We start from the raw sequence: 17,089 nt of genomic DNA, 5'->3' as shown, positions 1-17,089 counted from the left end.
AATAAGCCTTACTCAATTAAATGGCCCTATTCACAAAGAAAGGACACAATTCTTATTACAGAATTGCGCCTGTTTGTTGAAGATATAATTGATAGGAGTTAGGTACTTAAAGGTAGCTTGCTTCTTACAATAACGCACTCCCTTTAGTAGAAGTGTAATATTTCACAAACTTAATCAAAAAAATCATGCTTTATTTTAATAGGAAACGAACATCATCAAGATATTTAATACAGAAGTTTTCTACAACAAAAGGAATTGTTTTAGACAGGTATTCAAATTCCTCATGGTTCTTAGATAGTAAAGCAAAATTCCGAATAATTTGCCACAAGAAAAATGCTTCCAACACCTCATGATAATCTCTTTGTAATTTACGCTTTTTTTGATAAAAGTGTATAAATTTATTTTGATTATCAGGATTAATATGTAAGAAAGTTTCAGCAATATCAAATAAATAAAAACCGAAACCACAACAAGAAAAATCAATAGCATATGCAGTTCCATTGTCTAATACATAATTGCTTTCGTGAAGATCTGAGTGGATCATTCCCCAAGTGTTTGAATTAATATCTTGTATATCTATGATAGGGATAATCTTATTCGTGACCTTTTGGAAAATCTTATAGTGTTCTGAAGTTAAAACATCAACCTGAATTAAAGTCGATAATTCCTCAGATGAAATTAATAAGTGTTCAGTATTGAAAATTGGTCTTGAAAATGATTCTGGTACACTCCAATTAGTAGAATGTTCATGTAGAGTGACCATTAAATTTGCTAACTCTTCTATCTCCTGAGTAGTTGGTTGTTCTTGTAGTAATTCTCCCTCAATCCAACTTTGTAACGTCCAGAAGGAATGATTACCTTTGACGTTGAAAGTGGTGACGAATTCACCATCTACATTTTTTATAGGACTTTGCACTTTCAAGTTAGTATCTTGATTAATTGCTGTGAGCCACATCAGCTCAGATTCAATCATAGATTTAGAATTGCTTCCTAAATGGAGTTTTAATAAATATTTACCGCTTAACGTATCAACACGGAATGTAACATTATCACTTCTTCCTAAAAAAACTACATTTTTCACATCTATGTTATATAAACGTTTTATTTCTTGTTCAACTATTTGAACACTCGGTGTTTCAATATTCATATGTCTCCCCCTTAAACGATAAGCGTTTAATTATACATTCATTATTTATTCCAGAAAACCCTTTTATTTCAGTACGCTTCTATTCAAGAATTCTGCTCCTTCTATTTAACATTAATTTCCTTTTTATTAACACGAAAAAAAAGCATTGAAGAAATGCTTCCGTTAGTTAAACATAAAGACTTACACATAAAAGTATAGGTGCTATATTTAGTAAGATAGAAACAATTGTCAAAAACCATAATACCCTTCCATAATTAGGTACTTCCCCTAAAAGTGACCAATCTTCCTTTTTTTACCCACTCCGATACCAGACTGTATTCTGCACAAAGTGTTAATGCTGTATATGATAATCCTAACGCCATAGCAAGCTTATAATCCTTTCCTGCTTTATACATATAAAGATTTATAAAAGTTGTCACTATTGCAATAACCCCCAATATTATCCCCATAACTATACCTCCATATATTTTTATTTATGTCGTGTAATAATACTAATGTGCGTCATCTCAATTTTTTGTATTACTTTTTTAAGACATTAATACGTCAAATCTATAGTAAATGCTCTTCCTTTTGTGATTTCTTATTGAACAAACCTTTCCTATAAGCGAAAAATTTCACAAACTATTATATTTTCTATTACCACATTAACACAAATTCCCCATTTCATTTTCAAAATTTTAGGAACTACTCTTCATCTATCTGGTCCTATACACATAGAGATGGACGCAATTCTTATTAAAGATTTGCGCCTGATTGTTGCAGATAGAATCGTTAGGATTAGTACTAAAAAGCAACTAACTCTTACACTAACGCTCTCCCGTTTCTTTAAATAAGATTATTCACAATTTCATCTTTTCTAAAACGTTTGTTTTTTGATAGCTTCTAAGTGCTCTTTACCAATTAACTACTAAATAACCTTCAACGAATGTAAATATTCTTCAATTTCAAGATTTGTTATATGAAAATACTCGTTTTGATGCCTACCATAGTTAAAAAAACCATGTTCCATACCTTCAAATGTTTTTAATGTTATGTCATTTCCCTCTTGCTTCATCAGTTTAATAAATTCTTTATTGTGTTCATAATCTATATCCGATGTACCACACATCCATAAAGTTTGTGGCAAACAATTTTTAATATTATGTATGGGTGATATTTCTATAGCTCTTTCAAGCAATTCAGGATAGCGCCTGCTCATTATATCAACACCATCCATGACTCCTGAAAAAACAACTAGAACATCTGGAACATGATTTGTTCTTTGATTATCATAATCGTGTTCATCATTTAAATCATCAAACATAATAGAAGACACAGTAATATATGCACCAGCGGAAGAACCACATACAACTACCTTGTTTGGATCTACTTCCAAATCAGAGGAATTTCTCCTAACCCATCGTACTGCAGATTTAACATCATAAATTGATTGGGTTGGTAAAAAACCTTCATCAGAGCCGTTTCGATAATCAACACATATTGCAACCATACCCTTAGATGAAAAATAATCTGCTTGATGTTGGAATTGTACAGGGGTTTTTGGGTCCTTTTTAAAGCTAGCCCCATTAAAAAATAGAATAGCTGGTTTGTCTTTCTGCTTTGACAGTGGCTCAAATATATACAATTTTAAACTTCTTTCCTCTACTACTTTGTAAATTTTTTCAGTTACAGGATAATCAAACTTAATTTTTTTCATTGTAACCCTCCTATACACTTACAATACTTCACAAACTCTTATATTCTCTATTATCACATTAACATAAATTTTCCAATTATAACTTTTATTTGTTATGATCTTTTGATAAAAAAAATATATTGATCTTCCACCATATGGCCCTATACATAAAGAAAGAACGCAATTCTTATTAGAGATTTGCGCCTGATTGTGGAAGATAGTATCGATAGGAATTAGGTACTTAAAGGCAACTAGCTTCTTGCACTAACGCACCCGTTAGCTGAATAAGGAAATTAATTGTATCATCGTAATTTATCATTCAAAAGTATTAGCGTTATTATCTAAGTTCCTTACCCTTAATAAATATTCTCTTATCTTATTTTCATATTCCAAAGGATATGTATAACCTAAATTCTCTCCGACTTCTTTACTTAATCTACTAAAAAGGTCCGCAGTCTTATAAAGAGCATTCCAATTATCCTCGATATTCGCACCAACAAATGTCTTCTCAAGTTCTTCCCAAGTTGGCTTATCTAAATATCTTTTAAACCATCTTCCACATTTATTAGGATTTATTTTCCAATCGTATTTTACTCCTAAATACCATTCAATCACTTTTTGTAAATAGTTAAAGCGAATTATATTATCGAGCATAAACTTAACAAAATATAATTCATCACGCCAAAGACTATTTGCAACGTAGGCTGTATCTCCCCAAAAGCTATTCATAATTTCAGAATATTCTTCTTCAGTTGGTTTTTTAGTTATAAACGCTGTATAAGATGGAGGTTTTATATCTTTAGTAAGGTTATCTTTATCAAGTAACACTTTATAACCATTGTCATACTCAGGTGGCAATTGAGTTTCATTAGCAAGTTTATTTACTGACTCATTCGTAGATATTTGAAAATCAATCTTTGTCCCATCTTCATAAAGAACAAGACGAGTAATCCAGTTTTCATTTTCGACTGCTTTCAAGGGAACACGTTTTATAATTGTTCCGAACTTTTCCAACCATTTGTCACTATTTAAAAAAGGACGTAAATCTTTTACAAAGAGTTCAAAGTCATAATCAGTAAACATATCTTTAATGGCATTAGAGTTTGCACGGGAACTTGTTAGAATAATTGTACGAATTTCTTCATTGTTTTTAGCCCAGTCAAGTAACTGACCAAACATTTCTTCTTCTTTTTTCACTGTTATCACCTCTTTATAACTTTTACATTTATATATAAATACCACTTAATCCTTCATTTTCTTATTACACTAAACTGCTCATTAGTTAAATAAAAAATCTTATCTCCTTATTGAAGGACTCTCCCCGTTTGTTTAAGTGAAATATTTTACAAACTCTTATATTCTCTATCATCATGTTAACATAAGTTTCCAATTATCACTTTTATTTGTAATGATTTTCGGATAAAAAATCACACTGATCCTCGACAATCTGGCCCGATTGCTGAACAAGAAAAAATCTTGCATATCAACTTTTGATCAAACTTTATTTCAAATCTACATTTAACATAATTAACTGATTTTGTGAAATTTAAGTAGTTAAACTAAACTGCTTCGTTCAAAAGGACATCCTAAAATATTTAATAAATATTTTCTTAAGAAACAATTACTTTACTTAATGATACATAAAATTTATGAACACACTGCTCGCATATACATAGTCCTAATGCCTTAAACAATTTCAGCAATTAAGACTACCAATTAATATGGCATAACCTTTTACCCGTATCTATTTTCAAAACGATCTTATTATTTATTTTTTGCATAAACAGTTTTGGTAGAATAAATTTAAGAAGAACAAAAAAAGTACCTAAAAGGTACTAATGTACGGAACATGTTTAATTCAATTAACCGTTATAACACTTTAATTCATTTCTTAATAAAGCATAAGGTTTCCTAAAATAAAATAAAGCATAAGCTTTCCAAACGGAAAACTTATGCTTTATGTCACACACAATAAAAAACCACCAAATATGTATTTGGTGGAGACGGTGGGAATCGAACCCACGTCCAGAGATAACGCAACTTAAGCATCTACGAGTGTAGTCAGTTTATTAGCAATTCGCCGTCATTTCAGCCAACTAACAGGCTTCTGTGAGGCTAACCTGATTCATCTCTTCCTATTGCCCTCAGGTGGAGAGCGCAAGGCGTATCCCACTTAGAGTGAGTCCCTATTCCTTCACATGGGTGATGAAGGGAGGAACCGCTAACAGGGTTATTACGCCGCTGCTAAAGCGAAATCGTTATCTTGTTTGCCAACTGTAGGCGATGGGCGTTTTATACGAGGACACCCAGCTCGACTCGCCACTTAAGCACGACCTATCCCTGTCGAATCCAGAACGTCCCCCTGTAAGGTGAGAACATCAAGGATATATAGAGGGAATGTCCAAATTTTCTTTGAACAATCGCTTATATTTATTTTCCTTAACAACAATTCTTATTATAACACATGAGTATGTGTGGTCAACTGGAAAGCTTCGCCACCTCTAAGGAACCTGTCTATTCTCTTCCAAGCTGGTTATCCTTGAAGGCCCGCTGCATTTCACGCTTCGCATCTTTCTGTTTCAAGTCTTCGCGCTTGTCGTATTTCTTCTTTCCTTTACCTAGTCCGATTAACACCTTTGCTACACCGTTTTTAATATAAATCTTTAATGGAACGAGAGTATACCCTTTTTGATAGCTCTGTCCTATTAGCGTATTAATTTGTTTACGATGCAACAAAAGCTTGCGCGTCCGGACAGGATCGTGATTATATCGATTTCCCTGCTCATAAGGGCTAATATGCAAATTATGAAGATAAACTTCTCCTTGAGAAACTCTAGCAAAGGAGTCTTTTAAATTTGCACGTCTGTTTCGAATCGATTTGATTTCCGTGCCAGTCAGTACCATTCCTGCCTCATACGTCTCTTCAATATGAAAATCGTGTCTGGCTTTCTTATTTTGTGCGATAAGTTGTCCTTCTGCTGCCATTTTTCCTGCATCCTTTCCCTCTATCTCGTAAACTAATCATACCAAAATTCCCCTGTTGCTTCAATCAGGAGAATAAGAAAAAAGGCATAGCCTTCTTTTATTAAATAATCAAAGCCCATCTCAATGATGAGCTTTGCCACTTCTATATGTTACTTCTTTTTCTTCTTACCTCTATTTCGTTTGCCCTTTGGTGCATCTTCGTGGAACGCTTTATTCTTTCTCTTTCTCTTACGACCGCTTGTTTTGTCGCCTGGTTTTTTATCTTCACTCGTAGCTAAGCCACCAAGTCGACGCTTTTTACGGTTACCGCCTTCAATGACTTTTGGACGGTCATTACTTCTTTCTTTACGCTTCTTCATGCCTACAACTTCAAAGTCGATGATGCGTTCTTCGACATTCACATTTGTCACGCGGACTTCCATCTCATCACCAATACGGAACACATTACCTGTGCGCTCTCCGATCATGGCATATTGTTTCTCATCGTAATGGTAATAGTCATCCGTCAAATAGCTGACGTGTACTAGGCCTTCAATCGTGTTTGGCAATTCAACAAACAAACCGAAGTTTGTCACACCACTGATAATTCCTTCGTATTCTTGTCCGATTTTGTCTTCCATATACTGGACTTTCTTCAGCTCATCTGTTTCTCTGGATGCATCTTCTGCACGACGTTCCATTTCAGAGGAGTGCTTCGTAATTTCCGGAAGCTTCTCGTTCCACTTTTCGATCGTCTGATCATCCGTTTTCTTCTCGATCAAATACGTCCGAATTAATCGATGTACAATCAAATCGGGATAACGGCGGATTGGGGATGTAAAATGAGTATAGAAATCCGCAGATAAACCGAAGTGACCAATATTCTCCGGATCATATTTTGCTTGTTTCATGGACCGAAGCATGACTGTACTAATCACCGCTTCTTCTGGTTCCCCTTTTACTTGTTCAAGTAACTCTTGTAATGCTCGAGGGTGAATCGTATTCGATGTTCCTTTAACCATATATCCAAAGTTTGTGATGAACTCCAAAAATTTGTTTAGTTTTTCTTCATCTGGATCTTCGTGAATACGATAGACGAAAGGTACTTTCATCCAATGGAAGTGTTCCGCAATCGTTTCGTTCGCCGCAAGCATAAATTCTTCGATAAGACGTTCCGCTACACTTCGCTCACGCATTACAATATCCGTTACAGTACCTTCTTCATCAACCTTGACCCCTGCTTCTTTAAAATCAAAATCGATAGCACCACGACTGAAACGCTTATTTCTTAAAATTTCCGCTAACTCTTCCATACCCTTGAAAAATGGAATAAGTGACTCATAACGTTTTGAAACTTCTTCATCTTCTTCTAAAAGAATTTTGCGAACATCTGTATAAGTCATTCGTTCGTTTGTTTTAATGACTGATTCAAAAATGTCGTGATTGACGACTTCTCCTTTTGGTGAAAACTCCATCTCACACGATAAAGTCAACCTGTCTACTTGAGGATTTAGGGAACATATCCCATTGGACAACCGGTGCGGAATCATTGGAATAACGCGGTCAACTAAGTAACAGCTTGTTGCTCTCTCATAGGCTTCTTTATCGATCGCCGAACCTTCCTTCACGTAATGAGTCACATCAGCAATATGGACGCCTAATTTGTAGTTTCCGTTGTCGAGTTTTTTCACTTGAACAGCATCATCCAAGTCTTTTGCATCTGCTCCGTCAATTGTAACGATTGTTTCATCGCGCAGGTCACGACGCCCCTCTAAATCTTTAGGATCTATCTCATCCGGTACTCTATCGGCATGATCAATGGCTTCCTGAGGGAATTCACCGGGTAACCCATGTTTATGAATGATGGAAAGAATATCGACTCCTGGATCATTTTTATGACCAAGAACCTTCACAACATGTCCTTCTGCGCTCTTTCGATCTTCCGGGTATTTCGTGATTTCTACGAGCACTTTATGACCATCTACAGCCCCTAAAGCTTGATTTTTCGGGATAAAAATATCGTTTGGTATCCGTTTGTCATCGGAAACGACAAAGCCGTAATGCTTATCATCGACATACGTACCTACCGTTTGTGTAACTCCTCGTTCTAAAATACGAATAATCGTTCCTTCTGGACGGGAGCCATTTGATTTTTGCTGCAATCTTACAAGTACTTTATCCTTATTCATCGCTGAGTTCATTTCTGAACCGGAAATATACACATCATCCATGCCTTCTTCTGTTTTCACAAAAGCAAAACCTTTCGCATGCATAATGACATCGCCGCGAATTAAATCCATTTTTTCAGGTAAACCGTAGCGATTCGTTCTCGTACGAACGAGATCACCACTTTCTTCTAATTCATTGAGTATTTTAATAAACTCTTTGTAATCCTGAGAATCCTCCAAACTGAATACAGCCTCTAAATCCTTCGTGGATAAGGGCTTGTCCGACTCAGTTTTCATATAGTGAAGGACGTCTTCCTTTGTTAACTTACTCATTTCAATGTTCTCCTTTCATATGGGAGATCACAGTCTAAGCTGCCACGCACCTCTTGAGGGGGAAAAATTTGGAGGTTATTCGTTCCAATCCAATTCTTCCAAAAAAGCGTACACATCTTGATGCAATTGATCTCTTTCCTTGTCTAGTGTGATAATGTGTCCTGATTCTTCATACCATTTAAGTTTTTTCTTATCAGATTCGACCGCATCATGAATAATATTTGCACTATCGGTATTAATCATCTCATCATTGCGTGCTTGGACAACAAAGGTTGGTGCATAAATCATATCTATATTATTACGTACTTCTTTATTTAACTCCTGCAAAGCCTTTAATGTGTCCATCGGAGTTTTTTCGAAATCTTTCATTTCTGTTTCTATTTGTTCTTTTGATTTTTTCTCATACCTTTTATATTTTCTGGCGTATTCTAATACACCTTGATACATTACTTCTTCACTTTTAATATACATAGGGGCACACATGGGAATGATACCCTTCACAGGTAGTGTGTACCCAAGCTTTAAGGAAAATACGCCTCCTAGTGACAATCCTGCAACGGCAATTTCTTCATGGCCGGCCTCTTTTAGGAGATGATAGCCGGCGAGTACATCGTCCCACCAATCTTCTGGTCCCGTTTGAACCAACTCCTCTGGTGGAACACCATGTCCCTTCATATGAGGAGCGTGAGAGCTATATCCTTTTTTCTCTAAAAATCTTCCAAGCATCCGAACATCCGCAGAATTTCCGGTAAATCCGTGAAGAAGTAAAACGGCACGCTTACCTGCCTCTATTGTAAATGGTTTTGGCTGTGAAATTTTCATCATATGTTTCTTTCTTCCTTTCTTGCTGTGAATAGAGTTAATTTATTAATAGATAGTCTCTTCCATTTCCATTTCCTCTTCAAAAAATGATTCTATAGTATCAAGAAGTTCTTGTTTTTGTTCCCCAAACCAGATGTGATGCTTTGCCTCCGGAAAAAAATACAATCGCTTATCTGCAGACTGAATATGATTATAAATATATTGCGCACTTTTCTCTGGGACTAGTCCGTCATTTTCTCCATGTATAATAAGAGTAGGTACCGTTATTTGATCCAGATGATTTCGAAGTTTTCTAACCATCTTTGCAAACTCCAATGTTGCCGACATGGGCGTTCTTTTTACTTTTTCCAGATAAAATTGGTACAGTTTATCTTGATCTAATTCTCCTCGCATCCCTTCTAAAAACCAGCCTTTCACGTCTTGTACAAGTTGTTTAGGATTAATATAATAAACCGCTGAACTTAACAAAACTAGCTTATCGATGGGATAACGTGAAGCTAAATAACTTGCGATGACCCCGCCCATAGAAAAACCAATCACATAGACCTTGTCACACCTGGATAGAAGTTCTTCCAGAGCTACTTTTGATTTGAAAATCCAATGTTTGTAAGTCACCGATTTCATTGATTCCTTAGTTCCATCATGTCCTGGAAGCTCTGGGCAGTATACTAACCAATTTTTCTGTTCAAGGTGTTCGCAAATATCTGCAATCTCATCCCTAGTGCCAGCAAAACCGTGTATGACAAGACACCCAATCATTATGATCACTCCTTGATGAACCTTCTTTATATATGATATTGACGAACCCCGTCATGCGAAGCTTGTTCGATGCACACCTTTTTAACTATATTCCCAAAAACAAAGGAAAATAATCACATTTTTCTATTTCCCCTGCTATCTAATCAGGAAGGCACCATAGCAATATATTTTGGTGAAATTAAAATGTAAGCATAGTAACAGTTATGTATTCTTAAACTTATAGTAATAAAGAAGTAGAAAGTAGACCCAGGCCTGATTATAACGCGAAGACCCGAGACTACGCAGAGATACAACACGGATTTTTTCCTGACTTTTGAACCTACATACAAAAAGCAGCAGACAAAATGTCCACTGCTTGTACAACTTCTCACTACATGAAAAACGCCACAGATAACGTTAACAAGAAAAACAGAGTACCAAGTACGACGGTTGCCTTAACTAGAACGGCCTCAACACCACGTGCTTTCTGCTTCCCGACTAACTGCTCTGCACCACCAGAAATAGCTCCGGATAATCCTGCGCTTTTTCCTGATTGCAGTAAAACTGCGCCAATTAATAATATTGATACAATTACAAGTAAAATGGATGCAAGTGCTTCCATATGTCCACCTCCAAAACGACATCTAAACCTTTTTAGAATATAACATGAATCCCCTTTTGAATCAAGAACATCGTTAAGATTTACTGTGTTACGTAATAAAAATGCAAAGCGTCTTTTATTAAATGCAACGTTAGCTTCTGCCGCCCCGAGTAGCACCTACGAAGTGTGTGTAGGTGCTACTCGAAAGGAGGTGATCTTCCTTGCTACTTGCGGCTGAAGGTAGTTGCCTTCTCTAAACAAAACGCTTAGCTTCTTTTGTTTAAAATGCTTTCTTAACCTTAGACTTTGTTTTAAAATAACTCGAAGTAGCGAAGGCGGCGACTCCTGCGGGAAAAGCAATAGCTGAAGACCCCGCCAGGACGATCTTTCCCGAGGAGACTGAAGCATTGCCCGCGGAAAGTGTCCGCCTAGAGCGAATTCGAGTACTTCTCTTTTGACAAACAGTCTACCTCTAAAAAAAACCCGAATCCTAAAAAGAGGACTCGGGGTTCATCATCTATTACTTATCTAAATTGTAGAACGCTTTACGTCCTGCATATTGGCCGATGAACTGAAGCTCATCTTCAATACGTAGAAGTTGGTTGTACTTCGCTACACGGTCTGTACGTGAAGGAGCACCTGTTTTAATTTGTCCAGCGTTTGTAGCCACTGCAATATCTGCAATAGTGCTGTCTTCTGTTTCACCAGAACGGTGAGAAATGATATTTGTATAGCCAGCACGTTTAGCCATTTCGATAGCATCAAAAGTTTCAGTCAATGTACCAATTTGGTTTACTTTGATTAAGATGGAATTACCAATTCCTTCTTTGATTCCTCTAGAAAGTTTCTCAGTGTTTGTAACAAATAGGTCATCCCCAACAAGTTGGACACGATCGCCTAATCTTTCTGTCAACAATTTGAAACCTTCCCAGTCGTTTTCGTCAAGACCATCTTCAATCGAGATGATTGGATATTTGTTGCAAAGTTCTTCATAGAAATCAACCATTTCGGCAGATGTTTTCACAACACCTTCACCTTTTAGATGGTATTTACCGTCTTCGTGAATTTCAGAAGCTGCAACGTCCATAGCCAATTGAATATCTTCACCTGGCTTATATCCAGCTAATTCTATAGCTTCAATAATTGTAGAAAGAGCCTCTTCATTCGATCCTAGGTTAGGTGCAAATCCACCTTCGTCACCTACTGCAGTATTATATCCTTTACCACTAAGTACTTTTTTAAGATTATGGAAGATCTCAGCACCCATTTGAAGCGCTTGTGAGAAGCTTTCTGCGCCAACTGGCATAATCATGAATTCTTGAATGTCTACGTTATTGTCAGCGTGCTCTCCACCATTAATAATGTTCATCATTGGAGTAGGTAACGTTTTGGCGTTGAATCCTCCAAGGTAAACATACAATGGCAAGCCAAGTGCTTCAGCAGCTGCACGAGCAGTAGCAATAGAAACACCAAGGATCGCGTTAGCTCCTAATTTAGCTTTGTTAGGAGTACCATCAAGTTCGATCATCAACTGGTCAATTCCAAGCTGATCCAATGCGTCAAAACCTACTAGTTCTGGTGCAATAACATCATTCACATTTTCTACTGCTTTTGTAACGCCTTTACCCATCCAAGCGTCTCCGCCGTCACGAAGTTCAACTGCTTCATATTCACCAGTTGAAGCACCACTTGGTACGATAGCTCGTCCAAATGCACCGCTTTCTACATGAACTTCTACCTCTACTGTTGGATTCCCGCGAGAGTCCAATACTTGACGTGCATAAACATCTGTAATTATTGTCATAAACAAAAACACTCCTTATTTTTTGTTGCTGCTATTCACTCATGCTGATACCAGTAAGACCTGTCACTTACGGGCTATTGGACCTAATTTCCATTGGCTCGTTTCGCTTGTGGTCTACGATGTGTATCTAGCACTGGGAGATAACAGAGCTTCATTTACATTATTGTAACACCTTTAATCTCTATTATTACCGCTTTATCAATGTTTTACCAGTCATTTCTTTAGGTTGTTCAACTTTAAGTAATTCAAGCAACGTTGGTGCAAGATCTCCAAGTACGCCATCTTTACGAAGCTCTAACTTTTCATCTGTGAGAATAACAGGCACTGGATTGGTAGTATGAGCAGTCATAGGTGTACCTTCATCGGTGATTAAAACATCAGCATTACCGTGATCAGCAGTAATAATCGTTTTTCCACCTTTTTCAGTAATTAAATCAACTACTTTGCCTAGACACTCATCCACAGCTTCGATCGCCTTAATAGTTGGTTCTAACATTCCGGAATGTCCGACCATATCAGGGTTAGCGAAGTTTAAAATAATCAAGTCATGCTTGTCTTTGTTGATCTCATCTTCAAGTGCTTCCGTGACTTCATACACACTCATTTCTGGCTTTAAGTCGTAAGTCGCAACTTTCGGTGAATCAATCAATACTCGTTCTTCACCTGGAAATTCTTTTTCGCGTCCACCACTGAAGAAGAATGTGACGTGCGGAAATTTTTCAGTTTCAGCAATTCTCAATTGATTTAAACCTGCATCTGAAACAACTTCTCCAAGAACTTTATCTAGGTTCGTAGGTTCGAAAGCAACAAACCCGTTTACGGATTCACTAAAGTGCGTGAGGCAAACGTAATGAACATTCTTTGGATGACGATCTCCACGTTCAAAATTCGTAAAATCAGGATTTGTAAATACTTGAGACATTTGAATAGCGCGATCTGGACGGAAATTAAAGAAAATAACTCCATCGTCATCATTGATCGTTCCAATTGGAGTTGTCTCATCTTCTTCTGTCATCACAGACGGAAGAAGAAATTCATCATTGATTTCACGTTTGTAGGAATCCTCTAAAGCTGCCGCTGCAGTACGGAATTTCAAACCATCGCCATATACCATAGATCGATAGCTTTTTTCTACACGGTCCCAACGCTTGTCTCGGTCCATCGCGTAGTAGCGGCCTTGAATGGTTGCTAAGCGTCCAATGCCAATTTCTTTCATTTTTTCTTCCAGTAATTCAATGTACTTCAAGGCAGATTGAGGGCCTACATCTCGACCATCTAAAAATCCGTGAACGTAAACTTCTTCTACACCTTGGTCTTTTGCTAATTCTAATAAAGCAAATAAATGCTCTATATGGCTATGAATTCCCCCGTCAGAGAGAAGGCCATATAAATGTAAAGCCGTATTTTTTTCATTTACATGTTTCATTGCCTCTCGGAATACGGGGTTCTCAAAGAAATCTCTTTCTTTGATTGACAGGTTAACTCGAGTAAGACTTTGATAGACTACTCTTCCTGCACCAATATTCAAGTGACCTACCTCAGAGTTTCCCATTTGACCTTCTGGTAAACCTACCGCTAATCCACTTGCCTCTAAAGTTGCATGAGGATAGCTGTTCCAGTACCGATCAAAGTTAGGTGTATTCGCTTGTGCCACGGCATTTCCTGTTGTATCAGCGCGTAGAGCAAAACCGTCGAGAATGATTAATGCTTTAGGTTGCTTACTCATTTCCAGCCTCCACTAATTGAAGATAAGACTGCGCTTCTAGGCTTGCTCCTCCTACAAGGGCGCCATCAATATCGGATTGTGCTAATAATTCATTAATATTAGCTGGTTTTACGCTTCCGCCGTACTGAATTCGAACTGCTTCAGATGCATCTGAAGAGAACGTCTCGCTAATAACTTCACGAATAACTCCACAAGTTTCGTTTGCATCTTCAGAAGAAGCTGTTTTACCAGTTCCGATAGCCCATATTGGCTCATATGCAACAACTGTTTGTTTCACTTGGTCGTCTGATAAACCTTTAAGACCGCCTTTAACTTGCGTTGTTACAACATCTTTTGTTTTATTTGCATCACGTTGTTCAAGAGTTTCTCCGACACAAACAATAGGAGTTAAACCATGCTTGAAGGCTGCATGAACTTTTTCGTTTACACTATGATCTGTCTCACCAAATAGTTCACGACGTTCCGAGTGGCCAATAACCACGTAAGTAACACCTAAATCTTGAAGAGCAAGAGGGCTTACTTCTCCTGTAAACGCACCATTTTCTTCAGAATGCATGTTTTGAGCAGCTATTTGTACTTCTGTACCTTTTGTTTCTTGTACAAGAGCATCAAGAAATAGATATGGAGCACAAACAACAGAGTCTACCTTTTCGCTTGAAGGAACAAGACCCTTTACTTCTTCTATAAAAGCTAGTGCCTCTGATTTTGTCTTATTCATTTTCCAGTTACCTGCAATAATTGGTTTACGCATGAAAATTCCTCCTTTTTGTTTCGATCGTTTTATTTATCGTTTAAAGCTATAACTCCAGGAAGGTCTTTCCCTTCGATGAATTCAAGGGATGCTCCGCCACCGGTTGAGATATGATCCATTTTATCTGCAAAACCAAACTTCTCAACAGCTGCTGCAGAGTCTCCACCGCCAATAACTGTGTACGTATTATTCGCCTCGGCTAGTGCTTCAGCAACTCCGATTGTTCCTTTGGCAAATTTCTTCAATTCAAATACGCCCATTGGTCCGTTCCAAATCACAAGCTTAGAATCTCTGACAACTTGTTGATACGTTTCTAACGTTTTTGGACCGATGTCTAACGCTTCCCAATCAGCTGGGATACTTTCAATGTCAACGATTTGTGTATTAGCTTCCTCGCCGAAGTCATCTGCAATAGTAACATCCTGTGGTAAATAGAGATTTACACCGTTTTTCTTAGCTTTTTCCATAAATTGTTTAGCTAGATCAATCTTGTCTTCCTCTAGAAGTGATTTTCCGATTTCAAGACCTTGCGCTTTTATAAACGTATAAGCAAGTCCTCCACCGATAATCAAGTTATCAACGATGTCCAAAAGGTTGTCAATAACACCAATTTTATCCTTTACTTTCGCTCCACCGATAATTGCAGTGAACGGTCGCTCAGGATTAGCCATTGCTTTACCTAACACTTCCAACTCTTTTTCCATTAACAGGCCAGCAACTGCAGGAAGGTGCTTGGCAATACCAGCAGTTGAAGCATGGGCTCGGTGTGCAGCTCCAAATGCATCATTTACATAAACATCTGCTAAAGCAGCCATTTCTTTCGCTAATTCAGCATCGTTCTTTTCTTCTCCAGCTTCAAAACGAACGTTTTCGAGTAAAACAATGTCGCCTTCTTCTAAAGACGCTACTGCTTTTTTAGGTTCTTCACCGAAAACTGAATCCGTCTTAAGTACTTCTTTGTTCAACAAGTCGCTTAAGCGTTTGGCAACCGGATCTAACCGAAGCTTATCAACAGCTTCTCCGTTTGGTCTGCCAAGGTGACTTGCCAGGATTATTTTTGCTCCTTTGCTGACTAAAAGTTCAATTGTGGGAAGGGCAGCACGAATTCGTGTATCGTCCGTTACCTCTCCGTCACTCATTGGCACGTTAAAGTCTACACGGCAAAATACACGTTTACCTTTTACATCGATATCTCGAATCGATTTCTTGTTCATTCAGGAACGCCTCCTTTTTATTCTATGTCACAATCACAATAATACACTAAAAAGAGGAGGCAGGACACGTTGCCCGCCTCCTCTTTCTAGAAACTGATTAGGATGGAGAAATTTCTTTCAAACTTAGATTCCTTGCTGTGCTACATACTCAACTAAGTTTACTACTTGTGTAGAGTAACCAGTCTCGTTGTCATACCAAGAGATAACTTTTACCATGTTATCTTCCATTACTAATGTTGAAAGACCATCAATTGTTGATGCAAAAGAACTTCCGTTATAGTCACGAGAAACAAGAGGCTCGTCACTGAATGCAAGAATTCCCTTTAATTCACCTTCAGCTGCTTCTTTAAATGCTGCGTTAACTTCTTCCGCAGTAACATTTGTTCCAAGTTCAGCTGTTAAATCTACAAGGGAAACGTTTGGAGTTGGAACTCGAACTGCTCCACCATTGAGTTTACCTTTTAGTTCAGGAAGTACAAGTGCTACTGCTTTAGCAGCCCCTGTTGAAGTAGGGATAATATTTTCAGCTGCTGCACGAGCACGACGATAATCTTTGTGCGGTAGGTCTAGAATAGACTGATCATTTGTGTATGAGTGAATAGTCGTCATCATTCCGCGCTTAAGCTCGAACTTATCATTTAATACTTTAGCAAATGGTGCTAAACAGTTCGTTGTACACGATGCATTTGAAATCACGTGGTGACTTGCAGCGTCATACTTATCTTCGTTTACACCCATAACAATGGTGATATCTTCGTCTGAAGCAGGTGCTGAAATGATAACTTTTTTCGCTCCAGCTTCAAGGTGCTTTGCTGCTGCTTCACGTTTTGTGAAAAGACCAGTAGATTCAACAACAATCTCAGCACCGAATTTGCCCCAAGAAAGGTTTGCTGGGTCACGCTCAGCAGTTACATTAATCAATTTTCCATCAACTACTAAATTGCCGTCTTTCACTTCAACTGAAACTTCGAGCTTTCCGTGAACGGAGTCATACTTCAATAAGTGCGCGAGCATGTTTGCATCCGTTAAATCATTTACTGCCACAACTTCTACATTAGGATTAGCAAGAGCCTGTCTGAATACGACACGTCCAATACGTCCAAAACCGTTAATACCAATTTTTGTTGCCATGATAAAATTCCTCCT

13 protein-coding genes, 1 other RNA gene and 1 pseudogene are annotated in these 17,089 nt (G+C 37.7%); all 15 read right to left on the bottom strand.

Annotated elements, in window-relative coordinates; translation table 11 throughout:
• Positions 1-190: 190 nt before the first annotated feature.
• Positions 191-1,147: a phosphotransferase gene (locus CEF18_RS22800; protein WP_110938773.1), complete on the bottom strand. Its 957-nt coding sequence runs from the start codon at positions 1,145-1,147 to the stop codon at positions 191-193.
• Positions 1,148-1,313: 166 nt separating this feature from the next.
• Positions 1,314-1,596, bottom strand: a pseudogene (locus CEF18_RS22795) (hypothetical protein).
• Between the two features lie 458 nt (positions 1,597-2,054).
• Positions 2,055-2,843, bottom strand: coding sequence for an alpha/beta hydrolase (locus CEF18_RS22790; protein ID WP_110938772.1), 789 nt, complete (start codon positions 2,841-2,843; stop codon positions 2,055-2,057).
• A 294-nt stretch (positions 2,844-3,137) separates the two neighbouring features.
• Positions 3,138-4,019 carry an aminoglycoside 6-adenylyltransferase gene (locus tag CEF18_RS22785; RefSeq protein WP_110938771.1) on the bottom strand — a complete coding sequence of 294 codons (882 nt, stop codon included), beginning with the start codon at positions 4,017-4,019 and terminating at the stop codon, positions 3,138-3,140.
• A 798-nt stretch (positions 4,020-4,817) separates the two neighbouring features.
• Positions 4,818-5,184: a transfer-messenger RNA gene (ssrA, locus tag CEF18_RS22780) on the bottom strand.
• 152 nt (positions 5,185-5,336) lie between these two features.
• Positions 5,337-5,807 (bottom strand): SsrA-binding protein SmpB, encoded by a 471-nt coding sequence (smpB, locus tag CEF18_RS22775; protein WP_110938770.1) that lies wholly within the window; start codon positions 5,805-5,807, stop codon positions 5,337-5,339.
• Between the two features lie 149 nt (positions 5,808-5,956).
• On the bottom strand, positions 5,957-8,287 hold the full coding sequence (gene rnr / locus CEF18_RS22770; protein WP_110938769.1) for a ribonuclease R: 2,331 nt from the start codon (positions 8,285-8,287) through the stop codon (positions 5,957-5,959).
• 75 nt (positions 8,288-8,362) lie between these two features.
• Entirely contained in the window at positions 8,363-9,109 is a 747-nt protein-coding gene (locus CEF18_RS22765) for an alpha/beta hydrolase (RefSeq protein WP_110938858.1), read from the bottom strand.
• A gap of 45 nt (positions 9,110-9,154) precedes the next feature.
• The gene (locus tag CEF18_RS22760; RefSeq protein ID WP_110938768.1) at positions 9,155-9,868 is read right to left on the bottom strand and encodes an alpha/beta hydrolase; all 714 of its coding nucleotides are present in this window, start codon (positions 9,866-9,868) and stop codon (positions 9,155-9,157) included.
• 370 nt (positions 9,869-10,238) lie between these two features.
• A complete protein-coding gene (gene secG, locus CEF18_RS22755) occupies positions 10,239-10,469 on the bottom strand; it encodes a preprotein translocase subunit SecG (protein ID WP_110938767.1) in 231 nt (76 codons plus the stop codon).
• 499 nt (positions 10,470-10,968) lie between these two features.
• Positions 10,969-12,252, bottom strand: coding sequence for a phosphopyruvate hydratase (gene eno / locus CEF18_RS22750; RefSeq protein ID WP_110938766.1), 1,284 nt, complete (start codon positions 12,250-12,252; stop codon positions 10,969-10,971).
• Between the two features lie 187 nt (positions 12,253-12,439).
• Positions 12,440-13,978, bottom strand: coding sequence for a 2,3-bisphosphoglycerate-independent phosphoglycerate mutase (gene gpmI / locus CEF18_RS22745; RefSeq protein WP_110938765.1), 1,539 nt, complete (start codon positions 13,976-13,978; stop codon positions 12,440-12,442).
• Positions 13,971-14,729, bottom strand: a complete 759-nt coding sequence (gene tpiA, locus CEF18_RS22740) for a triose-phosphate isomerase (protein WP_110938764.1) — start codon at positions 14,727-14,729, stop codon at positions 13,971-13,973. The genes gpmI and tpiA overlap by 8 nt, the downstream gene beginning before the upstream one ends.
• A gap of 29 nt (positions 14,730-14,758) precedes the next feature.
• Complete coding sequence (locus tag CEF18_RS22735; protein ID WP_110938763.1) at positions 14,759-15,943, bottom strand: phosphoglycerate kinase; 1,185 nt, start codon at positions 15,941-15,943, stop codon at positions 14,759-14,761.
• Positions 15,944-16,066: 123 nt separating this feature from the next.
• Positions 16,067-17,074 carry a type I glyceraldehyde-3-phosphate dehydrogenase gene (gene gap, locus CEF18_RS22730; RefSeq protein WP_110938762.1) on the bottom strand — a complete coding sequence of 336 codons (1,008 nt, stop codon included), beginning with the start codon at positions 17,072-17,074 and terminating at the stop codon, positions 16,067-16,069.
• Positions 17,075-17,089 lie beyond the last annotated feature (15 nt).

The sequence above is a fragment of the Salipaludibacillus neizhouensis genome, assembly GCF_002886185.1.
GTDB classification, from domain to species: domain Bacteria; phylum Bacillota; class Bacilli; order Bacillales; family Salisediminibacteriaceae; genus Salipaludibacillus; species Salipaludibacillus neizhouensis.
Note: the sequence above shows the minus strand (reverse complement) of the source record. Positions and strands in the feature narration are given on the sequence as shown.